General features: G+C 71.4%; 21 protein-coding genes. 7 read left to right on the forward strand and 14 right to left on the reverse strand.

Going from position 1 to position 25052, the window contains the following annotated elements; translation table 11 throughout:
* Window positions 1–13 precede the first annotated feature (13 nt).
* The 3 genes from ACTOQ2_RS29675 to ACTOQ2_RS29685 are packed head-to-tail and all read left to right on the forward strand — an operon-like array spanning window position 14 to window position 3359.
* Entirely contained in the window at window positions 14–829 is an 816-nt protein-coding gene (locus tag ACTOQ2_RS29675) for a hypothetical protein (protein ID WP_440104010.1), read from the forward strand.
* Window positions 826–2424, forward strand: a complete 1599-nt coding sequence (locus tag ACTOQ2_RS29680; protein ID WP_440104012.1) for a hypothetical protein — start codon at window positions 826–828, stop codon at window positions 2422–2424. Before ACTOQ2_RS29675 ends, ACTOQ2_RS29680 begins: the two co-directional genes overlap by 4 nt.
* Window positions 2421–3359 (forward strand): hypothetical protein, encoded by a 939-nt coding sequence (locus ACTOQ2_RS29685; protein WP_440104014.1) that lies wholly within the window; start codon window positions 2421–2423, stop codon window positions 3357–3359. The genes ACTOQ2_RS29680 and ACTOQ2_RS29685 overlap by 4 nt, the downstream gene beginning before the upstream one ends.
* Window positions 3360–3432: 73 nt before the next feature.
* Here the strand turns inward: ACTOQ2_RS29685 and ACTOQ2_RS29690 are convergent, their stop codons facing one another.
* The 13 genes from ACTOQ2_RS29690 to ACTOQ2_RS29750 all read right to left on the reverse strand — a co-directional run bounded on the left by ACTOQ2_RS29690 (window position 3433) and on the right by ACTOQ2_RS29750 (window position 20625).
* On the reverse strand, window positions 3433–5976 hold the full coding sequence (locus tag ACTOQ2_RS29690) for a tetratricopeptide repeat protein (RefSeq protein ID WP_440104016.1): 2544 nt from the start codon (window positions 5974–5976) through the stop codon (window positions 3433–3435).
* 20 nt (window positions 5977–5996) lie between these two features.
* Entirely contained in the window at window positions 5997–6278 is a 282-nt protein-coding gene (locus tag ACTOQ2_RS29695; RefSeq protein ID WP_440104018.1) for a hypothetical protein, read from the reverse strand.
* A gap of 14 nt (window positions 6279–6292) precedes the next feature.
* Window positions 6293–8416: a TRAFAC clade GTPase domain-containing protein gene (locus ACTOQ2_RS29700; protein ID WP_440104020.1), complete on the reverse strand. Its 2124-nt coding sequence runs from the start codon at window positions 8414–8416 to the stop codon at window positions 6293–6295.
* A complete protein-coding gene (locus tag ACTOQ2_RS29705) occupies window positions 8416–10659 on the reverse strand; it encodes a GAP1-N2 domain-containing protein (protein ID WP_440104022.1) in 2244 nt (747 codons plus the stop codon). Before ACTOQ2_RS29705 ends, ACTOQ2_RS29700 begins: the two co-directional genes overlap by 1 nt.
* 4 nt (window positions 10660–10663) lie before the next feature.
* Window positions 10664–11833, reverse strand: coding sequence for a TRAFAC clade GTPase domain-containing protein (locus ACTOQ2_RS29710; RefSeq protein ID WP_440104024.1), 1170 nt, complete (start codon window positions 11831–11833; stop codon window positions 10664–10666).
* Window positions 11834–11836: 3 nt separating this feature from the next.
* Window positions 11837–14353: a hypothetical protein gene (locus ACTOQ2_RS29715; protein ID WP_440104026.1), complete on the reverse strand. Its 2517-nt coding sequence runs from the start codon at window positions 14351–14353 to the stop codon at window positions 11837–11839.
* 4 nt (window positions 14354–14357) lie between these two features.
* Window positions 14358–15941 (reverse strand): Hsp70 family protein, encoded by a 1584-nt coding sequence (locus ACTOQ2_RS29720; protein WP_440104028.1) that lies wholly within the window; start codon window positions 15939–15941, stop codon window positions 14358–14360.
* Window positions 15942–16508, reverse strand: a complete 567-nt coding sequence (grpE, locus tag ACTOQ2_RS29725) for a nucleotide exchange factor GrpE (RefSeq protein WP_440104030.1) — start codon at window positions 16506–16508, stop codon at window positions 15942–15944.
* 119 nt (window positions 16509–16627) lie between these two features.
* Window positions 16628–17296: a vWA domain-containing protein gene (locus ACTOQ2_RS29730; protein WP_440104032.1), complete on the reverse strand. Its 669-nt coding sequence runs from the start codon at window positions 17294–17296 to the stop codon at window positions 16628–16630.
* A 394-nt stretch (window positions 17297–17690) separates the two neighbouring features.
* Window positions 17691–17987, reverse strand: a complete 297-nt coding sequence (locus tag ACTOQ2_RS29735; RefSeq protein ID WP_440104213.1) for a hypothetical protein — start codon at window positions 17985–17987, stop codon at window positions 17691–17693.
* A complete protein-coding gene (locus tag ACTOQ2_RS29740; protein ID WP_440104033.1) occupies window positions 17945–19174 on the reverse strand; it encodes a Dyp-type peroxidase in 1230 nt (409 codons plus the stop codon). Before ACTOQ2_RS29740 ends, ACTOQ2_RS29735 begins: the two co-directional genes overlap by 43 nt.
* Window positions 19175–19194: 20 nt before the next feature.
* Window positions 19195–19875 carry a copper chaperone PCu(A)C gene (locus ACTOQ2_RS29745; RefSeq protein WP_440104035.1) on the reverse strand — a complete coding sequence of 227 codons (681 nt, stop codon included), beginning with the start codon at window positions 19873–19875 and terminating at the stop codon, window positions 19195–19197.
* 192 nt (window positions 19876–20067) lie between these two features.
* Entirely contained in the window at window positions 20068–20625 is a 558-nt protein-coding gene (locus ACTOQ2_RS29750; RefSeq protein ID WP_440104037.1) for an MFS transporter, read from the reverse strand.
* Between the two features lie 339 nt (window positions 20626–20964).
* Here ACTOQ2_RS29750 and ACTOQ2_RS29755 point away from each other — a divergent pair, with 339 nt between their 5' ends.
* From ACTOQ2_RS29755 to ACTOQ2_RS29765, 3 genes are all read left to right on the forward strand, one after another.
* Window positions 20965–21657, forward strand: a complete 693-nt coding sequence (locus ACTOQ2_RS29755; RefSeq protein WP_440104039.1) for a DUF998 domain-containing protein — start codon at window positions 20965–20967, stop codon at window positions 21655–21657.
* A 78-nt stretch (window positions 21658–21735) separates the two neighbouring features.
* The gene (locus ACTOQ2_RS29760; protein ID WP_440104041.1) at window positions 21736–22110 is read left to right on the forward strand and encodes a YciI family protein; all 375 of its coding nucleotides are present in this window, start codon (window positions 21736–21738) and stop codon (window positions 22108–22110) included.
* 212 nt (window positions 22111–22322) lie between these two features.
* Entirely contained in the window at window positions 22323–23591 is a 1269-nt protein-coding gene (locus tag ACTOQ2_RS29765) for an RNA polymerase sigma factor (protein WP_440104043.1), read from the forward strand.
* Window positions 23592–23760: 169 nt separating this feature from the next.
* Here ACTOQ2_RS29765 and ACTOQ2_RS29770 read toward each other — a convergent pair whose 3' ends face one another.
* Window positions 23761–24270, reverse strand: coding sequence for a winged helix-turn-helix transcriptional regulator (locus ACTOQ2_RS29770; protein ID WP_440104044.1), 510 nt, complete (start codon window positions 24268–24270; stop codon window positions 23761–23763).
* 97 nt (window positions 24271–24367) lie between these two features.
* Here ACTOQ2_RS29770 and ACTOQ2_RS29775 point away from each other — a divergent pair, with 97 nt between their 5' ends.
* Window positions 24368–25045, forward strand: coding sequence for a DUF899 domain-containing protein (locus ACTOQ2_RS29775; protein WP_440104046.1), 678 nt, complete (start codon window positions 24368–24370; stop codon window positions 25043–25045).
* Window positions 25046–25052 lie beyond the last annotated feature (7 nt).

A 25052-nucleotide genomic window follows, 5' to 3' on the forward strand; every position in this document is an offset into this window, starting at 1 on the left:
GACGAACGCCCACATGTCCGTCCCACGCCGATCCCGCGTTCCCCGTGGCCGCCGGATCCCCTATCTCGGCCGGGGGGTGCCGGAGAGCGATTCGGTGCCCACCGGCGACCCCCTGCAGCCCGCGCCCCGTTACGCGCGGCGGCGGCGCGCCCTGCTCGGCGCGCTCGCGCTGACGTTGGTCACCCTGCTCTTCCTGCCGTTCCTGATCGGCTCCGACGAGCCCATAACGCTGGGCGACAGCGAGCTGCGGAACGACCGGCTGACGCACGGCCCCGTCTGCCTCGACCTCGCCGTGGACTACTCGTCCTCCATGACCGAGGAGGCGCCGATCCGGGACGCCGCGCTCGCCGAGCTGAGAACCTTCATCGACCGGAACCTGGATCCCGGTGACGTGCTCGCCTCCGTGGCCTTCACCGACCAGGCCAGGCTCGTCCTGCCCCCGACTTCCCAGAGCGCCCTGGCCGGGGTCTCCATCACGGCCGACGGACCGCCGAACGGCAAGGACACCCGGCTGCTGCCCGCGCTGGCGGAACTGAACCGGGCCTATGCCGCGCGGGACGGCGCCTGCGCCGCGCACGCGCTCATCATGATCACCGACGTCCAGCTCGCCGACAGCGCTCCAGAGGTGCGCGACGCCCTCACCGGGATGCGCCTGCAGCGCGCCTACTGGGCCGTGCCCGGTGGCGACGACGACGACCGGCCCGGCCTCGCCGGCAGCCCCGAGCTCGCCTCTGTGGTCTCCCGCGGGTTCGACGACGCGCGCGGCCTCAGCCTCCTGTACGGCCGGGCCCTGGCCACGCTGACAGGGCAGGAGTTGGTGAGACGGTGAGCCCCTCCGCCGACCGGCCCGGAGCCGGCGAGACGGTGAGCGGCACGTGCACGCAGTGCCCACCTGGCCGGACCGCCGCCACCGCGGTGTTGTTCGTGCACGGCATCGGCATGCAGCGGCCCGGCCACACATTGGACAAGTTTGCCGGACCGCTGCTGGCACTCGCCGGCGAGCTGCCGGGCGGCCTCCCCCTCGAGGGCACGGTGACCGGTGTTCGCCGGGTGGAACGGCACGCGCCGGATCCCGGGCGTGAACGGGCCTTCTCCCGGATCGCCCGGACGCTGTGGGGCACCCCTCGTTCGGTGGCGCCGAGCTCCTGGCCGGTGCACGAGATCTGGGAGGTGACCGCGCACGTACGCGGCCGGACCCTCCGTTACCGGTGGCTGCTGGCCGAGTCGTGCTGGGCCCGCAGCTTCCCGCTGCCCGGTCCGGTGCGGTTCTCCCGGCTGCTGCTCCTGGTCGTGCCGTGGTTGGCGCTCTACCAGATGGGGGCCGCCTGGTTCAGCATGTCGCCGACCCTGTTCTCCGGGCCCGCGACACCGCGCCGGACGGGGCGGATGGCGACGATCGGGCTGGCGAGCTACTTCGGGTTCGCCCCCCGCTTGCTGGCCATGGTGACCACGGTGCTGCTCTGCCCCGTGCTGGCACTGATCGGAAACGTGCCGCTGCTCCGCGCGCCGGTCACGCTGCTCATCGACTTCGTCGGCGACTCGTTGGTGGCGATGGGCCTGCCCGAGGAACGCGCGCGGATGACCGCCGTGATCCGCTCCGATCTCCACTGGTGCCAGGACCGGCTGCCGCAGGACGCCCAGCAGCTCGTGGTGGCGCACAGCCAGGGAGCGATGCTGACCCGCGAGATGCTCGCCGGCGAGCGCCCACGGCGACGTACCGTCTTCTTCGGGCTGGGATCCGGGCTCGGCCTGCTGCACGGGGTCAACCGCTCGCTCTCGATACGGACCGGCGTGCTCGGGTGGATCGCCGCGATCTGCATGACGTCCATGCTGGCGCTGCTGGCCACGGCCGCGGTGACGTCCTGGCCGTTGTTCGTCGCGAACGTCTCGGCGGCCGCGCGCGATCCGTTCGGCGCCGGGCTGGACGCGGCCCTGTCAGGGCCCACCCGGCCCGAGCAACTCGTGCTCGTCTCCACCGTGCTGACGTTCGTGGGAGCGGTGGCCCTGCGCGCCTCCGGACTCACCGACCTGATCTCCTCCTGGCACCGTGACCTGCGCCTGCCCGCCGGTTCGGTGACGCACTGGCGGGAGTTCTCCAGCGCCTACGACCCGGTCTCCTGCGGCTCCCTCTTGGAAGGCGTGGCCGACGTGGTCGTACCGGTGGTCAACGGCCCGCTGCTTCCGGCCGAGCACGGCGGGTACCGGCGCAATTCGCGGGTGCGGCTGGAGATCCTGCAGGCCATGGCCGACGCGTCCGGGCTCCGGCCTCACGACGCCTTCGTGGCGCGGGTCTGGGCGAGGGCCTCGGCGGAGTTCCGGCGGCGGCGGCGGATCGCCCGGTTGTCCACTCTCGCCGTCTGGTGCCTTTCGTTCGCGGTGGTCGTCCACGTCTATCACCTGCTGGGAGTGGGGGAGTTGCTGTGACCGGCCTCAAGACGATCGACGTCGTCAACCGGCCCGGACACGGCGTCCGGAACCGCTACACCGCCTCCCGGGTGGTCATGCTGCTGGGCGTCTACTGGCGCATCCACGGGGACCTGCGCTCGATCGGCGGCCATGACCCGTCCACCGCAGATGTGATCACGGATGGACTGGCCGCGGCCTGGGAGAGCCTGCAGGGACGTCGGCCCGACACCCTCGCCGCGGCCGGATACCTCTCCCTCGCCGACCGTCTGCTGTTGCGGCTGATGCCGGAGGAGATGCTGACCGCCCGCTGCAACGCGACGCTCGCCGAGCTGGAGACGGCCGACGGGCGCGAAACGCTGACGGCGGCGCGAACGACCCTGCGGGCGGCCTGCGCCGCCGGCGTCTCGATACAGGAGCGCCGGACCGCGCTGGAGGCCGCGTTGACCGCCACGCACAGCGCGGACGCGAAGGAGGCGATCGAGGACAGCCTCCAGGTCCGGCGCCTCCAGCATCTGCTCGGCTACTGCGGCGTGTTCACCGTGCTCCTGCTCGCGGTGTCACCGTTCCTCAGCGCCAGAACCCCGCAGCCCGCGTGGGCGATCGCCTTCCCCGGCTACGCCGGGCTGCTCACGGTCTCGGCCACGCTGATGCTGGTGGGCGCGGTGGGCGGCCTGTTCAGCCGGCTGCTCCAGGTGCGCGACGGCCGGACCAGCCTGGTCACCTACCGCACCGACATGCTCAAGCTGGCGCTGGGCCCGCTGGTGGGGGCCATGGCCGCGCTCATCGTCCAGCTCCTGGCGGGCTGGAACATCATCGTGGTGCTGGAGTCCGCGGGTCCCGGCGGCCTGATCCTGCTCACCTTCGCCGCTGGTTTCTCGGAGAAGTATCTGCTCCGCCTGCTCCGGTTACCGAAGGAGGCCGCCGGCAACCGGACGCGCGGCTCGGCACTCTGACCGGGTCCCGGCCGATCCCGCTCGGGCGAGCCGGACCCGCCGCCGTCACGGCGGCGTACGGCCTGCCCCCGGCTCAGCCCGCCTCGGCGAGACGGGTCAGATCCGCCACCGTCACGGCGACGTCGGGATGCTCGGGACCCAGGTGGCGCCGCCGCCCGTCCAGCACCTGCGAGAGCTCCGCGGAAGCCCGCCGCCGGTCGCCCAGCGCGGCCCACGCGAGCGCCCGCCGGTGCCGGGTGCCGAGCGTGGCGGGATGCTCGGCGCCCAGCACCGAGACGCTCACCTCCAGCACCTCCGTGAGGAGGTCGGCGGCCTGTCCGGGCCGGTCGAGATCCAGCAGCACCGCCCCCAGCCTGTCACGCACCCGCAGTGTCCGGGGGTGCCGCTCGCCCAGGATCCGGACGCAGTCGGCGGCGAGCCCGACCAGCAGCAGTTCGGCCTCCGCGGTCCGGCCTCGGTCACGGGCCACCTCGGCGAGGTAGTGCCTGGTGATCAGGGTCGCCGGGTGCTCGGCGCCCAGGATCTCGACCCTCGTCCGCAGGACCTCGCCGAGCATCGCCTCGGCCTCGTTCAGCCGGCCCGCCGCGCGGAGCATGTCCCCCACATTGTTCATGCTGGTCAGCGTGTCCGGGTGGCGGCTGCCCAGGGTCGCCTCGCGCGTCCGCAGCGTCTGCCTCATTATTTCCTCCGCCAGGGCGGTGCGGCCCGCCTCGCGCAACGCCCTCGCCAGGTAGTGCCCGGTGCCCAGGGTGTCGCGGTGCAGGGGGCCCAGCGTGCGGACGCGATCGGCGAGCACCTCGCGCAGGTCGCGTTCGGCGAGCGCGGGCCGGCCGAGCGCCAGCCGCAGCCGGGAAAGGTCGTGCCTGAGCTCCAACACGACCGGGTGATCATCGGCCAGCAGCCCGCCGCCGTCAGCCACCAGAGCCTGGTAGGCGCGTTCCGCCTGGGTGAGGTGGCCGGAGGCGCGCAGGTAGCGGGCCGCCAGGATGGCGGGCTCCAGGTGCTGCGGCCCGCCGAAACCCGGCAGGTCCCGTACGAGGTCGACCGGGCTCGCGCAGTGCGGGGCCAGCACCCGCCATCTCGGCCACGACGTGGGCGTGCTCGGGTCGAGCTCGCGCGCGGCCATGGAGAGCAGGCGGGTCACCAGTTCGGCGGCGGCCTCGCCGTCCTCCCGAGATCCACGCCGGCGGCGACCGGCGTCACGAAGCACGGGGTGGAGAGTGAGGAGCCCGATCTCCGTCCGGACGGGCCCCTCCTCGACCGAGAGCTCCAAGAGGCTGAGGTCGGCGAGCGCGCGCAGGACGCGCATCAACGACCGCCCCGTGATCCCGGAGAAGGAACGCGTCGTCGCCAGCACCTCGGCTCGCAGCACCAGCCCGTACGGGATGGGTGCGGGACCCAGCAGGCAGAGCAACCGCAGGAGTGCCCGGGCCTCCCCCATCCCGCGCTCGGCCAGCAGGTCCAGCGACAGCTCCCAGGTCCGGCCGATGATCGACCGCTCCGAGTCGTCCGCTTCCCCGGGCTGCCCGTCGAAGAACTCGGCCGGTTGGCCACGATCCAGTGCCGTCCGGTAGCCGTCGTACGTACGGATCTCGGCCGGATCCTCGACCTCGGCGGGAAGCCGGGCGCTCTCCGCCAGGTAGTCGCCGGCGACACGCAGAGCCAGTGGCAGGCAGCCCAGCCGCCGAGCCAGCGCGGTGGCCTGCCCCAGCCCTCCCGCGCCCGTCCCGGCGAGTTCACGCAGGACGAGCCCGGCGTCCCGGACACCCAGCCGGTCGATCCGATGGAGGCGACGATGGAAACCGGCGCCCCACACCGTCTCCGAACCGTCCCGCGTGGTGACCAGGACGGTGCCGCGCGGACCCGGACGTCGTATCAGCCCGTTGCCGTCCAGCACGCGCCCCGGCGGTACCGCGAGGTCACGGACGGGTGCGTCGGCCCCGTCGACGATGAGCAACCACGGCCGGGGGTACGACGTCAGGGCACCCCACAACAGGTCGGGCAGGCTGCCCATCAGCAGTTCCCGATGATCGACGCCCAACTCCACCGCCAGCGCCTGCATCCCGTGGAGCAGGCTTTCCCGGTTCTCCCCCGCGATCCACCAGGTGCGAACGCCTCGTTCCATGGCGGTCTGGGCGACAAGGAGGGCGGTCGTGGTCTTGCCCTCACCGCCCAGACCGTACAACACGTGGACCAGGCCGGCGCCGTGCGCGATCTTGGCGACCAGCCGGGATCGGCCGCGGACCCTCGGCCCCCGGGCAAGCCGCTCGACCGGCGGGACGGTCGAGACGACCGGCAGACTGTGCGCTTCGGCCCCGGAGAGCGCCGAATCACCCGGCGGCGGGGAGGCCCGTGCCCGTACCAGGGCCCGCTGCCACTGCCCCACCTCGTCACGCGCAAGGACACCGCAGGCCCTCAGTAGTCTCAGCAGCAGGTCCGGTGGTTTGACCGCGGGCAGGTGCGTGCCCGCGAAGTAGCCGCCGAGCGTGCTGACCGGAATATCGGATGCCGCCGCGATCTCGCGAACCGTCAGCGACTTGGCCGCCTTCAGCTGATTCAGCGCGTCGCAGAAGTCCTGCCGCGTGACGATCTCTTCCGGCCGCCGTATCGGATCCACCAAGTTCCCGTACGCCTCTCTCAGCGGGGAACTTTCAGTATGCCGTCAAGCCTGGTCGAACCGGCCGGTTTCGCGGGACTACCGGGAAACCGGGCCGGCGCGAGCGCCGTCCGACCGCCGAGGCGGCATCGGTGCAGGTGGGCGCGGACCACGAGTTCGCGCATGTCACAACGCACCGCCGGCGACGCCGGGGTCGCGACGAGCGCGCCCGCCCGCTCCCGGTCGTCGCGGTCCAGGGCGACGGTGATCGCGGCGTCCAGCGCGTAGGCACGCACCCACTGGTAGCGGCCGGGAGTCCCCACAGGTCGGCGTGTTGTCACCGGCGAACCAGCACGGCCGTGGCGAATGGTTCGCTGCTACCGGGGTTGATGTAGAGGCGGACGTCGAGCCTTCCCCCGGCCGTCCTGGTCAGCGAGGCCCACACCGTCTTCTGGCACTTGTTCCGAGGATCGTCGGTGATCGCCTCGAAGAGGTGGATCCGGTCCGCGAAACCGCCGTCGCCGTGCACCGTGGCGGATCCGGAACACCCCAGCTCGGGGTAGCCGAAGGTCACGGTTCGCCGGCCGGCCCGCAGCACCATGTCCATGGTGAAGGCGGGGGCGCCGGGCTGGTCCACCGGTCCCGTCCAGTGCCCGGCGAACGCCGCCGGTGCCGAACTGGGCGCCGGGACCTGGACCGCGACGGCTGGGGAGGCGGGCCGCCCGGCCGATGAGCCGCCGGGAATCCATGCGGTCAGCATGAGCAGGCTCAGCATGACGATCACCGTGGTGGACAGTGCCACGGTGATCGCGGCGATACCGCGCCGTGAGATCAGGTAGCTCAGCGGCAGCCTTCCCTCGGGGCGGGCCTTGGCGTCCCAGGGTCTGCGCGCGTCGCCGGCGGTGAGTTCGGCGGTGGTGACGGCGGCCGGATCGCCCTTGAGCCGCAGTCCCGTCAACCAGCCGAACAGCTCGACCACCTGCGCGGTGACGGGCGGCAGACCCGAGGTGAGGTAGCGCGTCTGCACGCCCTGGTTCCTCAGCTCACGGACGAGGTTGCCCAGCCCCATGAGGGTGAGCCAGCCTGGCAGGTCGTTCTTCACACCGCGCCCGGAGGTGGTGCTCTCGAGCAGGTCGGCCTTGGTGAGGACGACCGCGACCCGCCGCTGCCTGCCTCCGTCGGAGCGACCGGCCAGCTCGTTGCGCAGGCGGGTGAAGGTGTCCGCGGGATCCTCCCGGGACAGGATGACACCGCGGGCCTTGAGCAGGCGCGACTCGGATTCGAGCAGGTGGTCCTGGACCGCGGGGAGCGCGAAGGGGTCGATGACCAGGATCAGTGCCTCGCCGTGGGCGAGGTAGTGCATCTCCTCGACCTTGCTGGCCCCCGTGTAGTGCTCGCCTGACGGGTCGAACAGGTAGAGGATCCGGCTGCCCTTCTCGGACCCTCCCGGCAGGGTGATGTCGAGCATCACGGCCCTGGGCAGGTCGGGAAGCGTCTTGCTGATCTTTCCCGCGGCCAGCTCGCGGCGCAGTTGCCGGAAGGCGGCCTCGTCACCCTCGTCGGCGAACAGCACCGTCCCTCCCGCGGCGGTGACCGCGCCGTGCAGGGCGTCCACTGTCAGCGCCATGAACGTGGTCTTACCCGCGTCAGGGCCTCCCACCAGGGGGACGGGTTCGATCCGCACCCGGCCGATGCGAGTCGGAAGCCGGCGGTCGCATCGGGGACAGTGGGCCTGCAGCCGGAAGCGGCCGAGCAGGATCGTGGTGGGCAACCGGGTCCCGCACTGGCACACGTGCCAGAACGCGCCGTCCAGATCGGGCCGCAGGTGCCGGTGCTTGGCACCGCAGGTCGAACACGAGTAGACGGGTAGCGTGAACTTCGAGTAGCAGCCCGGGTAGGGGCAGGTTTGCAGGATTCGCCGGGCGAGCATGAGGACCTGCTCGATCGTACGGAGCACTCCCACGCAGACGAGCCAGGCCAGCAGCCCGGTCGCGACGGTCGCGAGGTAAGCGGTGGCGATCAGTAACACGGTGACGGCGACGGGAAGGGTCGCGGACACGATCCCGCCGCACACACCCAGCCAGATCGGGAACAGCACCCATCCCTGTTTGCCGCCCAGGAGGATCGCGGTGCTCCGGCTCAGCCCGCGCGCCGCCCCGGCACTCATGCGCGAGCTCGCCAGCCTGATGATCGATCGCCAGTCCTGCCAGACCTGGGAGGCCAGATAGTGCCGGTAGGCAGGGTCTCGTCTGTGGTCGCCGCCGGGCCTGGACACGGGCGACGGGCCGTACGCGGTGTCCGGCAGCAGGATCGCGCTCGCCTGCACGCAGTACAGGCCGACCAGTACGGCCGTGGTCACCAAGAGGGCGACGGGAAAGAGCACCACGCCCGCCAGGGTGGCCAGCCAAACCCCCAGCATCCACGCGAACAGGCCGAACAGCATGGCCACCACGGAACCCATCAGTGGCCTCCTCGTAACCGATGCCACCGTTTGGGCCGGATGAACTCCTTCAGCCCGGCGGCGAGTTCGGGGTCGTTCTTGAACCGGTTCTCCATGGACCCGAATCGCGTCCAGCCGTTCACCAGGGCGCGCGCCCACTCGTCCAGCGGCGCGATCTCCATCCCGGCCAGCCGGACCCTGATGGCGATCTCCAGGAGGGCCGCCTGCTCATCCCGGTTCGGCTTTGCGGCCAACCAGGTTTCCAGCAGCCAGCACAGGGAGGGATCGGGTAGCTGAAGCAGCAGAGTGGTACGGAACCGGGGGTCTCGCCCGGCGAGTGTCTTCGCGGCCCGCCTGCGAATCAGGCTCGCGAGAGCGGCATCGGTCTGACCGGTCAGGCCGGTGAGCCGTTCCACGGCCGCCGCGACGGACCGCGGCGACTCCAGGTTCGCGAGCCCAATCGCAACCAGGACGGCATCGGCGTCATCGGCAGGGAAGCCGGGTATCCCCGCGGACCGCACCCGCTCGGCGATTCGGGCGGTCTCCGTCGCCTTAACCCCGTATCGGACGAAAGCCCGTCCGGGCAGGGCGCACAGCGTGAAGGATGTCTGCATCGCGGCGCCCAGTTCGTCGATGAGCCGCAGGCAGTCGTCGTCGGTCGGCTCCCGCCGCCAGATCTCGGCAAGGGTCGTCTCCCGCTCGTCCGGCACCTCGTTTCCCCGCCCGTACCGGAACAGGCGAATGGTCGCGTCCACCCGCCCGATCCGGCCGGCGGCGAACCGCCCCCGGACCACGGCCACCCCGGTGAGCGGCGCGTCCCGCAGATCGTGACCGGCGAGCAGGTCGCAGAGTTCTGCGGACATCACCCGGGTGCGTACGCCCGGGGCGGCCCGTTCGAGTCCGGCGACCAGTCCGGCCAGCAGCACTTCGCGCCAGCCGAGCGGGGATCCGGCGACCTCCCCGGCGGCCACGGCTCCGGTGAGCCCTTCCCCGACCTGAGCCGCGACAGCGCGCTCCACTCCGGCCGCGGAAAGCGAAAGGCCGGTCAGGTCGGCGACGCGCAGAACGGCGATCAGATGCGCCAGCCCCGCCGCCCCATCCAGCTCGGCTCCGGCCGCGGCCGACAGCTCCCGGAGGTATCGGCCGGGGAGGCGCCCGACGGGTGGCGCCAGGGAAGGATCCCGCAGGGCCAGCCGCACGCACCGTGCCGCGCACGGGTCGGCCGCCTCCGGCGGGCCGTGCGCGACGACGGCGGCGGCCAGCTCGTAACCGAGCCGGTCGGCTCGGCGCCCGATGGCCGGCCATACCCATTCGGGGAGCTCGCCGCCGATCAGCGAGGTGATGGCCGACTGCTCCTCCTCAGACACCGAGGCACCCGACAGGCACAGGGCGACCAGCGCCGCGACCGTCTCGGGATCCGCCTGACCGAATGTGCCGAGTTCGTCGATCCCGGCCAGGTTCATCCGCCGCCAAAGTTCGGTGACGGTGTCCGCGAACCGTCCCCACCCCACCCGCTGGACGGGCTGGTCGAGCGGCAGCACCGTGGCGTCCAGATCCGAGGGGAGCCAGACGTCGGGCGTAGTGCCGACGATCGTCTGGGCGGTGGCGGCCGGGTCACCGCTGTAGGTGACGAACGACAGCCGTTTGACCACCTCCCACGGCAGCGAATAGGAGATCACGGCTATCCACCGCACGATCTCCTCGGAATCGGAACTGACCAGCAGGAGCCGGCCATGCCCTGTCGTGAGGGCCTGCCGGGTGAGTTCGAGCAGGGTCCCGAGCCTGTCGTAGGCGCCCGGCCCGCCCGCTCGCAGCCACAGCCCCAGTGACTCGGGGTCCAGCGTGGGGCCGGGGGCGAGGTCGGTCAGCTCGGGCAGCGCCGAGCCGGGCGCCGCCGGCGCGTCCGACCAGATCGGGGCGCGCCACAGCTCGATCGGGCGCAGCCCGACGAGGTCGTCGTCATCCAGCACGAGCGCGTGCCCGAGGAAGTTGCCGAATCTCCCGGAGTAGTCCTGTCCAAGGTAGACGCAGCGGGTCAGGGCGATCCGGTCCCCGGCGGGACCGTATGCCATGGCCACCGGCATCGCGCCGATCTGCTGGGCGGAGGGGGCTGTCGGCAGGCCGGGCGGCGGCCGGTAGGTGAGGTAGGGCGCGACGTGCGTGCTCAGTCCCGCGGGCACTCCCGGCGACTCGGCCACGAACTGGAAGCCTGCGCGGCCGGTTGGACCCGCCTCGGCCGATGTGTAGTGGAACTGCCAGGCCATCGGACTACCTCCGGATGCCGTCGAGGATCTTGAACCGGTAGAGCAGCCACAGCAGCGGGTCCTCGACGCGGTAGGGGCGGATGCCGCTCGGCGAGACCGTTTTCTCGTCCGGTGGTATCGCGCCGAGAGCCGAGAGGCCGAACAACGCGTAATGGGCGTACTGCTGGCCGAGATACCGGTCGATCCGGCTCTCTTGCCATTCGTCCAGCAGCCCGCGGATCTGCTCGTGGACCGCGTCCCTGTCGTCGAGATCCAGGGCTCGGATGGGGTCGCGGGCCCGATGCAGCGCAGACTGGCGGGCCATCGCGGGCCGCAAGACGTCGATCTTGCTGAGCGCCACGGCCACCGGGACGGTCAGCGGGCCCCGGTCCTTGCTGCGCAGTAGTTCGGTGACCCGGGTGATCACGTCCATCGGGTCGCTCATCAGGTCGTCGTCCAGCGCGCCGCTCCGCTCCCTGGCGGCCCCCTCCAGCGCCTTGTGCGCGCCGGGCAGCCCCAGCGGGTCGAGCAGGAAGATGACGGCGTCGGCCGCGCCGAGGTAGCGCAGGTGCAACTCGCTCATGTCGCGATGGCGCAGGTCCTCGCCCGCGGTGTCGAAGAGGACCAGCGTCAGCGACTCCACGCGGCTGCGGAATCTGCCGCGGGCGGTCCTGGTGAGCAGGTAGACGAGGGGGTCGCGCGGTCCCGCCTCGGCCGACTGCGTGCTGACCAGCAGAGTCCGCTCGCCGTACAGGGGGCGGGCGAAGTCCTGCTTGTAGCGTTCGATCGTCCGGTCGTCGCATGCTACGAGAGAGACGTCGAGTTCCTCGCCCACCCGGTTCATCAGCTCGTGGATCAGGACCGCGATGTAGGTGCTCTTGCCGGCCCCCTTCGCCCCGACCAGGGCGACGATCTTGCCGGGGTTGGCACAGTACTCGGCCGGCAGCCTGCTGTGGCAGGACGGGCAGACGCGCCAGCCCGTCTCACGAGAGCACCCCGGGCACACCGCACGCCGCCCGGGTTTCCTGACCGCGAAGACCGGGGGCAGGACCGGCGCCGTGGCGTCGCCGCGCAGGGCACCCATGGCCTCGTCGGGCACCGGGTCACAACCCGGCATCCGGTTGCTCTTGCCCATGCAGCGGAACGCGATGCGCCTGCGTGCCACTTTCGCGAAGCAGTACGGGCAGCTGATCATGGTCTACCCCTTTTTCAGTACCCGGACGGGCGGGTCGACAAGTTCGACGGAGCCCTCGGCGAAACAGCGCAGCCAGTAAGGCCTGGCATGGCGCGGTGGAGGCAGGGTGAGCCTGGCCGGTGTGGTGACCGCCGACCACTCGTGCAGCACGAACCCGTCGTCGGCCGAGCGTGGCTGGATCCGGCCCGCCTTGAGCACCAGCACGAACCGGTCGATCCGTACGGGCCGATCCGAAGTCAGCTCGACGACCAGTTCCCTGCGCCAGGGGGACCCGGCCGTGAGCAGGTCGTAGCGGACCGGCACCACGGCGTCCAGCCGGACGGAGACGGGTGTTCCCCGCACCCGCTCGTTCCGCACGGTCACGGTGGGCGCCACCTCGATGACCGGGGCCTCGTTCTCAGGGACCTCCAGCCGGATACCACCCTGGGACCGGTAGGCCGCCGCGCTGACCAGCAGTCGCCGCTCACCCCAGCGGACCTCGACCTCGGGTACGTCCTGTGGCCATTCGAGGCCGAGATACACGACCTCGCCGCGCCGCTGGACGGTCAACCGCCGCGGCGCGGCGAGATTGAGGTGCTCGCGGTGCGCCCCGATGATTGCCAGGTCGCCCGCGACGGTGACGGCCAGCAGCACGCTGGAGGCCCGCTCGGGCCGGATCAGGAACCCGCCCTCGGCGGGCGCCGCCCGCAGCGGGTGGCCCACCGCGCGCACGTCGGCGACCGGCACGCCCGCCCCGTACGGCCAGGGTGGCGCCTCGGACAGTGAGAAGAACTCCAGGCCCCCTGCCTGTGGCTCCGCGCAGCGCACCAGCAACCGGTCCTGACCGTGGGGTTCCACGGCGAAGTCGGCGACCGGCTCCGGCCTGGCCCGCGGGGTGACCACGTGACGCAGCCCGGGTGTGGTGACGTCGCCCTCGGCGCTCCGATAGACGGCCGCCACGACGTACTCGTGGCCGGTCCCGTTGCGCACGTCCCGATCGCGGAAGCCGGAGCCCGTCACGGCGACCGGCACGCCGTCACGGGTCACGAGGACCCGGACCGCCTCCGGGGGAACCGTCCATCGGCCGACGACCACGCCGTCCTCCGCGGTCAGCGTCAGCGCGCCCGGTTCCGGACGCGACACCACGGACGCGGCGGTGACCTGGGCGGAGGCGGCCCGGCCGCGGCGGGCCGCCACCGCGTACGTCACGGGCTCGTTGACCGGAGGCCCGTCGTCCCGTACACCGGACCGGGCCGACTCGGCGAACGGGACACCGTCGCGGTACACGTCGTAGGTGATGTCACCCGCCCTGGAAGGGGAAGCCGTCCAGGTGACCACCACCGCGTTCCCCTGGATCCGCGCCACGACCCTCGACGGCGGATGGGGAGCCAGCCCCGCCAGCAGGTCTTCCGCGCCGGGAAGATCGGGGACCCGGCGCAGGGCGTCCTCCAGCATGATCCACGCCTTGTCCCCATCGTTCTCGGTGCGAGCCAGGTCGCGCAGCCGCACGGCCTTGTCCAGCCGGGCCCAGATCTCGGTGGCCAGTTCCGCGGCCTCTCCGCTGAGCGCGTCCGGCGGCAGGGCCTCGGCGAAGTCGGCCGCCGCCTGGATCTCACCCCCGTCGACCAGTTCGCGGAGCCGCGCGGCGGGCCCGCCCGCCACCCCCGTCTCGTGGCGGATCGCGAAGATCAGCCGTTTGGCGTCCCCGGGATCGACGTGAAGGTCGTCGACGGCGTGACGAAGCAGCGTGTCGTCGTACGGGTGCTCGCGGACACGCTCGCGGAGCCGGACAACAACGTCGTACAGCACCAGGGCCGCCGGATCGGCGATGGCGCGCAGGGCCGAGCACACCGTCTCGGCACCGGCCGTCGCCGACCCCCTGGGCTTGCGACGCGTCGCCTGCTCCACCTCGGCGACCCGGTCGAGGATCCCCTCCGGAGGGCCGAGGACCCGGATCCCCTCGCCCTGATCCGTGAACAGGAACATGGCCAGGTTGCCGGCCCGCAGCGTGTCGAGCGCCTCTCTGACCTTGCCGTAGGCGGCGTAGGGCGCCGAATGGGGGAGCCGGTCCGGCTCGCGCACCTCGATGCCGAGCTCGCCGGCGAGGCCGGTGGCCTGCCCCTGTCCGATCTCGGCCGACGTGGCGATGCCCGCCACCACGTCGGGGGGCAGCAGGCGCAGTTTGCCGGCCGCGTCGTCCAGCCGCCGCCGCGCGTCGTTCAGGCGTCGCCTGTCCCGCTCCCCCGCCTCCTTGACCTCCGCCCGCAGCGGGCCCAGGTCCCCTCCTTCGGCCGCCTGGAAGATCGCCGCGAAGCGGTGTGCGTGGTCGGTCTCCAGCAGGCCGATGATCTTTCGGTATTTGAGCATCTGCCTGCTGCGCCGCCAGCACTGGCGGACCTGCCGCACGGTCTCCGTGATCTCGGCGGCGCTCACCGTCTCCTCCAGCTGGTAGCGCTGCCGCAGGTCCGCGGGGAGCGTGCCACCGGCCTGTCTGGCCGGGTCCAGGACCTCACGGATGTAGCGCGCCTCGTCGAAGGCCATCCGGTCAGCTCACCTGGATGCGGGCGAGCGAGGTCCGCGACGACGCGACCTCCTCCTCGGACATGCCGCCGATCTGGATGTCCAGGTCCAGCCGCTGCCCCGTCTCGTTCTCCCGCGCGGTGACGTGCAGCAACCCGGAGGAGTCGAGGGCGAAGGTGACCTCGACCGGGAAACCGGCGCGCTTGCGCGGCGGGATGCGCAGGTCGCCCTCCCCGATCAGGTTGTTGTTCTCCAGATCCTCCGACTCCTCACTACCCGCCTGCTCCATCACCCTGACGGCCACCGTGTCCTGGTAGTCGTCCAGGGTCGAGAATCCCTCCGTGACGGCGGCGGGCAACGGGTCGTTCGCGTGCACCAGGTGGGTGACGAGTTCCCGGCGGGTCTGCTTGTTCCTGGTCACTATCCCGAAGGACCTGGAGGCGACCGTCTTGATCGTGCGGTTGGCGATCTCCTCCTGGTCGGCCCGTGACAGTCCTGCCTCCAGGGCCATCTCCTCGGCCTTGGCCTTCCTCCCCGAGCTGAGCAGCTGCCGGTAGGTCTCCTCGAACGCGTACAGAGCGGCGCCCTTGGCGACGGCCAGATCCGGGTCGTGCAGCCGGGGGGCGAGGCCGAACTCCTTCTCCAGGGACTCCGCCACGACCGGCATCTTGGACGAGCCGCCCACCAGAACCAGGTGGTCGAAGCGGGCGACTCCCTTCTGCCTCGCTGTTTCGAGGGTCGCACGAGTGATCGAGATCGTCCGGTCGAGCAGCGTGCGCGTGATCGACTCGAACTCCTCACGGGTCAGTTCGACCGTGGTGACGCGGCCCTCGTGCATCACGCGAACCGTGTGCTTGACCGTGGAGGAGAGCGCCATCTTGGCGTTCTCCGCTATCTTCCGCAGGTCCTGCTCGGTCTGCCTGTTGTCCAGGGGTGCGCCGACGTCGGGGTGCTCGCTCCGGAAACGGTCCGCGAGATGCTCGACGAGCGCCGAGTCCCAGTCGGTCCCTCCGAGTTCGTGGTCCCCGTCGGTGCAGACCACCTCGATACTGCCGCCCCTGAGGGTGATGGCCGTGGTGTCGAAGGTGCCGCCGCCGAGGTCGTAGACCAGGATGTGGCAGTCCTCCGCCGGATTGAGCACGCCGTACGTGATGGCGGCCGCGATCGGCTCGGAGATGACGTCGATCACGTTCAGCTGGGCGAGCCGGCCCGCCGTGCGGGTGGCCTCGCGCTCGGCGGCGCCGAAGTAGGCCGGGACGGTGATCACGACGTCCGAGACAGCCGTGCCGCTGGCGACGTACGCGTCCTCGGCCAGCTTCCTGAGGATGAACGCCGAGATCTCCTCAGGGTTGTACTCCCGCCCGTACAGGGTTCGGGTGGTGTCGTGGCCCATGTCACGCTTGATGAGGCTGACCACCTCGCCCGGGTGGATGACCGCGTTGTCCTTCGCGGTCTGGCCGACGACGACGTTGTCCGCCGTCTCGAAGAAGACCACCGAGGGCGTCGTGTCCGAACCCTCCCGGTTGCGATGCACCTCTGGGCGCCCCACCTGGCCGATGCTCGCGATGCACGAGTATGTGGTGCCGAGGTCGATTCCGTGAACAGCCATCTACTCGTCCTCCGTTTTCTGCTTCCGCTGGTCGTCCACGAACGTGCCGACGGTCACCTCGGCCTTGCGCAGCACCTGCTCGCCGAGCCGGAAACCGTCGGAGAGCACGGTCACGACATGGCCGTGCGGACCGTTTGCCGTCCCGACCGGCCGGTGGCGGGCCGAGTCGTACGGGTCACCGGGCACCGTTTCGAGAAGTTCGGCGCCTGTCCGGGCCAGGACCTCGGCCACCTCGTCGGCGATCGCCGCCAGCAGCGAGGCGAGGTGCACGTTCCCGCCCGGCTCCTCGCGCAGGCGCGCCGCCTCACGGCCGGCCATGTCGTACAGGCGGTAGAGGCCCGCCCTGACCGGGGTCAGGGCTTCCTGGAGCAGGCCGTGGCGCAGTTCCAGGTTCTCGGCGTGCAATCGGTCGATGATCTCCTCGCGGCGGGTCGCCCGGTCGTGTTCGCGCCCGACCTCGGCGGTGAGCCGGTCGAGCGCATCGGCGACCGGGGCCATGTCCGGGAAGGGGGGCGGCGGGTCGTGGATTATCGACAGGTCATCGGCACGGGGAGGAATCTCAGTCATTTGACGTCCTGGAGGGGTTGTGTGCTGTTCTCGAGGGCGGATTTCCCGGGTGGCGCCGTTCTCTCTGCGGTTCTGGTCCCGGGACGGATTTGTTCTGGAGGAATGGGGCGGGAATCGTATTAGCGGGAGACCAGCTTCTGGCCGGTCGCCGTAGCCAGGGCCTCGCCGTACAGCAGCCCCAGTTCTTCGGCGTCGGTGAATCCGCGGGTCACGACGGTTCGCAGGTCGCGGTGATAGGCGAACGTGGGCCGATAGGCCCGGTCCCGGTCGGGGAGAGCCAGGTAAATTCGATCGAAGCGGCGGGCGAGCGGAACGAGCACGTCCATCTCGTCGGAGAACTCGCCGTCGGTGATCGCGACCAGGACGCGCTTGACGCAGTCGGTGCCTGCTCGCCCGTGGGCACGATCAAGTTCCTTGAGGGCGGGAGCGAAGTAGGTGTGCTCCCCCTCTTCCGGCAGTTCGGGCCGCTCACGGACCTCGCCGAGGCTCGCCGCCCTGGTGGGCGGCAGGGCCAGCGACGCCGACTGCGCGAACCTGACGGAGGCGAAGAGGTCGCCTGCCCGCATCTCCCTGGCCATGAAAGGTGTCAGCAACGCCAGTGCCTCGTCACGGGCTCCCACGCTGTCGCGCATCGAACCGGAGAAGTCGCCGGCCACGTCCAGGCAGACCGTCCCCGCGGTCTGCCGCGTACCGGTCAGCGTGGCCTCGGCCAGCGACGGGCCCTGCCCACCGCCCCACAGGAACCACAAGGCGATCGCGGCGGGCACAGCGAGGACGATCAGGCTCATGACCGCGAATCCGGCGAGCCTCCCTGAGGGTCGCGCCCTCGTGACGACCTGGCCGGGCAACTGTCCCGATGGATTCCTGGCCCCGGGAAGTCCGGGGGAATTGTCAGACACAACGGACCTCCAGTGGACCGTTCCCATGCGGTGAGGAGAATGAGCTTACGGAGCCAATCAGCCACAGGCTATAGATTTATCAAAATACCGCAATAATAGTGAAATTTATTGTTTTCCAGCCAAGAGAAATAAGCTAAATGTGGCAATTAATACTTTTGTCCAGTTTTGGAGAAATATGGCTTTGACGGGCATATCGCATAAAATAGGCGGCGAGTACGGTCATCCCCGCCGGATCCAGGAAGATGGCCATCCGTCCGTGGGCCGTCAGTGAGATTCGCACCACTCAATCAGAGGGTCCGGTCACTTTTCCCGTGACGGCAACGCGTTCGCCGGACGGGATCTCCAGGCTGCGGGCCAGGCCACCGGACGGGCGCGGCAGCCTGAGCCGGCCGGTCACCGCGCTGATGCCGATGACCGCCGGGGTGCCGCCCGGCACGCCGGCCCTCCGGACGGCCACTCCCACGGTGGGCGACCACGGCACCACCGCTCGCGCGCCCGCGACGACCATGGTCGTCGCGGGCGCGCGAGCGGTCCCTCTCAGCTCAGGAGGCCCTCCCCGATCCAGCCGTTGGGGGAACATCCCGGCGGGATGGCGAAGACGGCCGAGCCGATCGGGGTCGTCCACTCGTTGAGCAGGTCGGCCTCGGCCAGCCTGCGCTGGATCGGTACGAACTGCCGGGAGACGTCCGCCTGGTAGGAGGCGAACAGCAGCCCGGAGTCGGCGTGCCCGTCCGGGGTGAGCCCCTCGTCGTAGTTGTAGACCCTGCGCATGATCCGCAGGTTCGGGTCGGCCACATGGGCCCGGCGGATGTGGGCCTGCTCGGAGATGACGGGGAAGCCGATCGCGTTGAGCTTCTCGAAGTCGGCCATGTCATGCTCGTCGCGTCCGGTGAGCGGGGCGCCGTTGTCCAGACGCCGGCCCACGGTGAACTCCTTGGCGACCCGGTCCACGGCGTCCCAGGTCTCCATCTCCGCCCGGATGCGCCGCAGCACCAGCGTGGTGCCGCCGCGCAGCCACTCCGGACCGCCGCTCACCCACACGGCCCGGTCGAACTCAGGAGTGCCGGGTGCCGGGTTGACGGTCCCGTCGAGCTGGCCCATGACGTTGCGCTGGGTCAGCCCGGCGGGCTGGGTGCCCGCGCCGCGCCGGAAGCCCCGCTGGGTCCAGCGGACCTTCGCGAAGGAGCGCGCGTCCTTGACGACCATGCGCAGGGCGTGGCTCAGGGTGAGGGCGTCGTCGGCGCAGATCTGCAGCAGCAGGTCCCCGTCGCTCCACTCCTTCCTGAGCCTGTCGATCGCGAAGGCGGGCAGCGGCGCCGCCGCCTCCGGACGGCGGCCGGCCAGCCCGGCCGCCGTGTACAGGCCGGGGCCGAACCCGAAGGTCACGGTCAGCCTGGCGGGCAGGACGGCCAGCTCCGGTTCGGTGTCGGCCAGGGCCGGCCTGCCCTGGGTGAGCCGCCGGGCGTCGTCGGTGAGCAGTCGCATCATCCGGACCAGCGCCTCACGGTCGGTGTCCGGCAGCAGATCCAGGCCGACGAACACCCCGTACGTCTGGGGCGCCGTAGCGATCCCGGCCTGGTGGACCCCGTCGAAGGGTTCCGTCAGGGAACCGCCGGAGACGGGGGACGCGGCCGGAGCGGTCCGGGGATCGGCCTGGGGGGCGACTGGGGGGACAGCCTGGTCGGGGGCGCACGCGGCGAGGGCGCCGACCGCGGTGGCGGCGCCTCCCGCGAGCAGGCCCCTACGGCTGAGTCGGGGTTCCCGCATGAGTTCTCCTCCGTTCCCGCTCAGCCGTCGCTCTCGCCCATGTCTGTGCTTTTGTCGCCCTTGTCACCGTCTCCCATGTCCATGCCGGGCCGGTAGTCCTCCTTGCCTCCGGCGAAGTCCTTGCCGACCGCGGTGAACTCCACGGTCTTGCCGTCCTTGAGGGTCAGGGTGAAGGGAATCTGCGCGCCGGGCTTCACCGCCTTGGTGAGACCCATCAGCATGATGTGATCACCGCCGGGCTGGAGCAGGTGGGTGCCCCTCGCGGGGATCACGATCCCGCCCTCCTTGGGCCGCATGATCATCTTTCCCTTGGAGTCGACGACCTCGTGCAACTCGATCTTCGGGGACAGCGGCGAGGCGCCGGAGACGACCGTCACCTCGGCGTCGGTGTTGTTGACCAGGGTGCCGAAGGCGGCGCTCATCCCCTTCTTCGCGGTCTTCACCCACGGATCTGTGATCGTCAACGCGACGGCGGCCACGGCGGCGGTGGAGGGGGCGGCGGGGGTGGCGGCGGGTGCGGCGGTACTCGGGGCGGCGGCCGGCACCGTGCTGTCCTGGGAGCCACATCCGCCCAGGACCATCACGGCCGCGAGCAGGACGCCCGCGGGGGCGGTACGCCGGATTCCGGCGTGGGTGACGCAAGTGACGCGAGTGACTCCGTAACGGCTGATTCCGGCACGGTTGATACGACGAGCAGACACGTTGACGCCTTTCTTCTGGCCGGACCGGCAGGCCGCGGCCGAACGCCGCCTCGATGGGGCCATGCCGGCCACGCGGCCGGGATTGTCACGCTGATTCGGTCCGCCGGGCAGCTGGAAGGCCGCGTCGGCGCAGGCCCGCGCGCACGTACCGCGGGCTGGGGAACGAGTCACGCCCCCGGGTGACCTGGGCGGTCAGCCGGGGGTGACGGTGACGATCCGGGGAGGGCCGCGCCGGCTGACGACGTGGCGCAGCACGGCCGGGCGCAGGACGCCCGGCTCGATCGCGCCCGCGGTGAGGAAGGACGTGTACGCCGGGGTCACGACCACGATGAGCACGCGGCGCAGCCGGACGCCGAGCCGCCGGAGCAGTGCCCACAGCACCGCCTCGCCGCGCGCCAGCCACAGCGCGGTCAGCCCGACGGCCCAGCCGTGCGCCACCAGCATGCCCAGGCCGGGCAGCAGCCCCGAGTGGACATGCCCGATCATCTCGGCGGGGGACGCGGCGTGCGCAAGAGAGAACAGCACGTGCAGTCCGGCCTGCGCGCCCGCCAGAACCGGCAGGATCACCGCCAGCGTCCGTTCGCGCCCCGACACGGCGAGGGCCGCGGCGAAGGCGAGCACCAGGGCCACGGTCGCGGTCGGCACGGAGACCGCGCCTCCCGCGAGGACGTGTGCCATCACGCTCAGCCCCAGGCAGACCGCGGCGAAGGCGGCCGCGCGGGCGAGGCGGAAGGGCAGCGTCGCGGGCATGATGGGGAAATCATCCCACGCCACCCCGGAGGTGCGCCGTCCGAGGCTCGCGGGCGGTTCGCGCCCGCGCCACCGCCGCGTGTCTCCCAGGCGCCGGGAGTGTCTCGCCCTCCGCGGATCACGCTCGCTCCGCCCGCGCCGGCCCGGACTCCTGTTTTCGCAGCTCAGAGGGGAATCAGAGGGGAATAGGTCACTCCGGGGACATCGAGATGATCCGCGCCCCGAAAAATCTTGAAAGAAATCCGGCCGCCGTGTCGAATCCGGCGGGGCCCGTTCGAAGTGTGGTCAGAGGGCCGGAAGGAGCACGGGAACCGGCCCAGGACGCGTGAGGAGAAGACCATGACCCAGCAGACGACGAGGACCGCCGGCACGGTGGCCCGCGACCCGTGGCCGAGCCTCACCAGGCCACTCCTGGGCTACGGGGTCGTCGCCGGGCCGGTGTACGTCGCGGTGTCCCTCGCTCAGGCGCTGACCCGGGAGGGCTTCGACCTCACCCGCCACGCGTGGAGCATGCTCGCCAACGGCGACCTCGGCTGGATCCAGGTCGCCAACCTCGTCGTCGCCGGGCTGGCGAGCGTCGCCTGCGCGATCGGCCTGCGCCGGGCCCTGGTTCCGGGGCGCGGGGCGACCTGGGCTCCCCGGCTCGTCGGCGCGTACGGGGTGAGCCTGGTCGGCGCGGGGATCTTCCGGGCGGACCCGGGGATGGGCTTCCCCGCCGGGACGCACGAGGGGCCGGGACCGGTCAGCTGGCACGGGATCCTCCACTTCGCCTGCGGCGCCGTCGGCTTCCTGTGCGTGATCGTTGCCTGCTTCGTCATCGGCCGCCGGTTCGCCGCGGAGGGCCGTACGGGATGGGCCGTCCACTCGTGGCTCACCGGCGCGGTGTTCCTCGTGACCTTCGCCGCCATGGCGAGCAGCGGGGGCGCCGTCTGGGCCAACCTGGCCTTCGTCGCCGGAATCGTGGCCGTCTGGGGCTGGCTCTCGGCCCTGTCGCTCCATCTCCGCCGGCGCACCGCGTCCCGGCGTGCCTGACCCGGCCCGCCCCCCGGCCAGACCGTTCGAGAAGACCCGACCAGACCGTTCGAGAAACAGGACCAAGGAGAAAAAGCGATGCGATACCTGGCCACCCTCAAGGTCACCAAACGGCCCGACACCCCGCCGCCCGCCGAGCTGATGGAGGCCATCATGAAGCTCGGCGAGGAGGCCACCATGGCGGGCGTGCTGCTCGACAACGGCGGGCTGGCGCCGAGCGCCCAGGGCGCGCGGATCGAGCTCACCGGGGGCAGGCTGAGCGTCACGGACGGCCCGTTCGCCGAGACGAAGGAGCTGATCAGCTACGCCCTCTACCAGGTCAGGTCGAAGGAGGAGGCGATGGAGTGGGTCTCCCGCTTCATGAGGCTCCACCGCGACCACTGGGAGGGCTGGGAGGGTGAGGGCGACCTCCACCGCGTCTTCGGCCCCGAGGACTTCGCCGCCCCCGCGTGAAGCCGTCGCCGGCGGCGCCCCGGCCGGGATCCCGTCGGGAACCCCGGCCGGGGCGCCGCGTTGGCCCGGCGCCCCGGCGCTCTGGCGCCCCGATCCAGGTGCCCTGTTTCGCCGGCCTCACCTGGATCGGGGCGCTCCTCGTCTCCCGGCATCTTCCAGGGCGGCGCCCCCTGCCGCCCTGGCCCGGGGGCGACGTGCTTGGATCGGGGAGCATGACGGTCGTGGATGCTCACCGGGTGGTCGAGGCGGTCTGGCGGATCGAGTCCGCGAGGGTGATCGCCGGGCTCGCCCGGATGGTGCACGACGTCGGGCTGGCCGAGGAGATCGCGCAGGACGCCCTGGTCATCGCGCTGGAGCAGTGGCCCAGGACGGGCGTACCGGATAATCCCGGCGCCTGGCTCATGCTCACCGCCAAGCACCGGGCGATCGACATGCTGCGCCGCAGGAACCGGTACGAGCGGAAGCTCGAAGAGGTCGGCCGGGACATGGAGAGCCGCCGGGAGTCGGCCGAGGCCGAGCTGGACGACACCCTCGACGATCACATCGGCGACGACGTGCTGCGACTCCTCTTCACGGCCTGCCACCCCGTGCTGCCCACGGAAGGACGACTGGCGCTCACCCTGCGCCTGCTCGGCGGCCTGACGACGGAGGAGATCGCGCGCGCCTTCCTGGTGCCCGAGCCGACCGTCGGGCAGCGGATCTTCCGGGCCAAGCGCACCCTCACCGACAAGCGGGTGCGGATCGAGATGCCCACCCCGGCCGAGCTGGGCGACCGGCTCTCGTCGGTCCTGGAGGTCGTCTACCTCATCTTCAACGAGGGCTACTCGGCGACCGCCGGCGACGACTGGATGCGTCCCTCGCTCTGCGAGGAGGCGCTGCGCCTGGGCCGGGTCCTGGCGGGTCTCATGCCGGAGGAGCCCGAGGTGCACGGCCTCGTCGCCCTGATGGAGATCCAGGCGTCCCGCACGCGCGCCAGGACGGGACCGGACGGCGAGCCGGTCCTGCTCCTCGACCAGGACCGGGGGCTGTGGGACCGGCTGCTCGTCCGCCGCGGGCTGGACTCGCTCGCCCGCGCCGAGGGGCTCGGCACGCTGGGCCCGTACGGCCTGCAGGCCGCGATCGCCGCCTGCCACGCCCGCGCGCCGTCCGCCGGCGACACGGACTGGGAGCGGATGGCCGCCCTGTACCGGGTGCTCGCCCATGTCGCCCCCTCACCCGTGGTGGAGCTGAACCGCGCGGTCGCGGTGGGCATGGCGTACGGCCCGGAACGCGGCCTGGAGATCGTGGACGGCCTGGTGACGGAGCGCGCACTGAAGGGCTATCCGCTGCTGGCGGCCGTACGGGGTGACCTGCTCGTGAAGCTGGGCCGCCTCGACGAGGCGCGCGAGGAGTTCGAGCGGGCCGCCGGGCTCACCCGCAACGAGCGCGAGCGGGCCCTCTTCCTCGCCCGCGCGACCGCCGCGACCGCCGCGGGCGGCTGACGGGCACCGGACCGGCACCGGACCGGCACCGGACCGGCAGGGCTCGGCAGGGGAACGGCAGAGGAACGGTGGAGGCTCGGCAGTGGATCGGCAGTGGATCGGCACCGCGAGCCGGGGCTCCGCCTCGCCGGTAACCGGCCGCGTCCGGCGCCGGGGGCGGGCGCACGTCTCAGGGCTCGGCGTGCTCGTACCGGCCCGTGCCCGCCTGATCGTGTGACGGGGTCGGGGGTTCGGCCCCGGGGCCGGGCAGCACGTCGACGTCGGCGGCGCCCATCTGCCGGTCGCAGACCGAGCAGTGCAGCTCGACGTGGCTGATCTCGCCGCAGGCGTGGTGGCGGTAGAGCACCGGCGGACCGGCCTCGCCCGCCGTCCACCGGTCGCCCCAGCGCACCATCACCAGGAGCAGGTCGCACAGCTCCAGGCCCTTGGCGGTGAGCGTGTACTCGTGGCGGGGCGGCCGGCTCGAATACTCCCGCCGCTCCAGCACGCCGTTCTCGACCAGCCACTTGAGCCGCTCGGTGAGCACCTTGCGTGAGATGTCCAGGCTCTGCTGGATCTGGTCGAAGCGGCTGATGCCGACATAGATGTTCCGCAGGATCAGTGGCGACCACGGCTCCCCGATGACATCCAGCGTGCGGGCGATCGAGCAGGCCATGTCACCGAATCGGGTTCGCTGCATGGGAGCAGTCTAGGCGAGAGGGTTCCCTTAAGGAACGATCCCCTGCTAGCGTCTCCCCAGTAAGTTCCTTTAAGGAACCAACCGAAGGGAGCGCACCATGAACCACCCCCAGGTCGTCTCGGCCGAGGATTGGCGGGCCGCACGGGAAGCGCTGCTGGTGAAGGAGAAGGAACACACCCGCGCGCTGGACGCGCTGGCCGCCGAACGGCGCAGGATGCCGATGGTTCGGATCGGCGAGGAGGGGGACGGCGGCGGGTACGTGTTCGAGGGCCCGGACGGGCCGGTGAGCCTGGTCGACCTGTTCGACGGGCGGCGCCAGCTCATCGTCTACAGCTTCATGTGGCTGGGCGGTGACGCCTTCTGCTCGGGGTGCTCGATGTTCACCGACAACGTCGGGCATCTGAGCCATCTCCACGCGCGCGACACCTCCCTGGTCCTGGTGTCCCGGGGTCCGCTGGCCGAGATCATCCCGTTCAAGGAGCGCATGGGCTGGACGATCCCGTGGTTCTCCTCGCTGGGCACCACCTTCAACGACGACATGGGAGCGGGCGACGGGTTCGCGCTGAACGTCTTCCTTCGCGACGGCGACACCGTCTACCGCACCTACTTCACCACGGGGCGGGGAGTCGAACGGCTCGGCAGTGGCTGGACCTTCCTCGACCTGACGCCGTTCGGCCGCCAGGAGACCTGGGAGGACTCCCCGGAAGGCCGGCCGCAGAGCCGGCCCTACGCGTGGTGGCGCCTGCACGACGAGTACGACGAGCACGGGGTGTGAGCACCGC

Source organism: Streptosporangium sp. H16 (assembly GCF_051918855.1).
In the GTDB taxonomy this organism is placed as follows: Bacteria; Actinomycetota; Actinomycetes; order Streptosporangiales; family Streptosporangiaceae; genus Streptosporangium.

Bases quoted from the DNA above. Each gene is read 5' to 3' on its own strand.
- ACTOQ2_RS29675 (WP_440104010.1), top strand. From the start codon at position 14: ATGTCCGTCCCACGCCGATCCCGCGTTCCCCGTGGCCGCCGGATCCCC.
- ACTOQ2_RS29700 (WP_440104020.1), bottom strand. From the start codon at position 8,416: ATGGGTTCCGTGGTGGCCATGCTGTTCGGCCTGTTCGCGTGGATGCTG.
- ACTOQ2_RS29705 (WP_440104022.1), bottom strand. From the start codon at position 10,659: ATGGCCTGGCAGTTCCACTACACATCGGCCGAGGCGGGTCCAACCGGC.
- ACTOQ2_RS29710 (WP_440104024.1), bottom strand. From the start codon at position 11,833: ATGATCAGCTGCCCGTACTGCTTCGCGAAAGTGGCACGCAGGCGCATC.
- ACTOQ2_RS29715 (WP_440104026.1), bottom strand. From the start codon at position 14,353: ATGGCCTTCGACGAGGCGCGCTACATCCGTGAGGTCCTGGACCCGGCC.
- ACTOQ2_RS29720 (WP_440104028.1), bottom strand. From the start codon at position 15,941: ATGGCTGTTCACGGAATCGACCTCGGCACCACATACTCGTGCATCGCG.
- grpE (WP_440104030.1), bottom strand. From the start codon at position 16,508: ATGACTGAGATTCCTCCCCGTGCCGATGACCTGTCGATAATCCACGAC.
- ACTOQ2_RS29730 (WP_440104032.1), bottom strand. From the start codon at position 17,296: ATGAGCCTGATCGTCCTCGCTGTGCCCGCCGCGATCGCCTTGTGGTTC.
- ACTOQ2_RS29735 (WP_440104213.1), bottom strand. From the start codon at position 17,987: ATGTTCCCCCAACGGCTGGATCGGGGAGGGCCTCCTGAGCTGAGAGGG.
- ACTOQ2_RS29740 (WP_440104033.1), bottom strand. From the start codon at position 19,174: ATGCGGGAACCCCGACTCAGCCGTAGGGGCCTGCTCGCGGGAGGCGCC.
- ACTOQ2_RS29750 (WP_440104037.1), bottom strand. From the start codon at position 20,625: ATGCCCGCGACGCTGCCCTTCCGCCTCGCCCGCGCGGCCGCCTTCGCC.
- ACTOQ2_RS29755 (WP_440104039.1), top strand. From the start codon at position 20,965: ATGACCCAGCAGACGACGAGGACCGCCGGCACGGTGGCCCGCGACCCG.
- ACTOQ2_RS29760 (WP_440104041.1), top strand. From the start codon at position 21,736: ATGCGATACCTGGCCACCCTCAAGGTCACCAAACGGCCCGACACCCCG.
- ACTOQ2_RS29765 (WP_440104043.1), top strand. From the start codon at position 22,323: ATGACGGTCGTGGATGCTCACCGGGTGGTCGAGGCGGTCTGGCGGATC.
- ACTOQ2_RS29770 (WP_440104044.1), bottom strand. From the start codon at position 24,270: ATGCAGCGAACCCGATTCGGTGACATGGCCTGCTCGATCGCCCGCACG.
- ACTOQ2_RS29775 (WP_440104046.1), top strand. From the start codon at position 24,368: ATGAACCACCCCCAGGTCGTCTCGGCCGAGGATTGGCGGGCCGCACGG.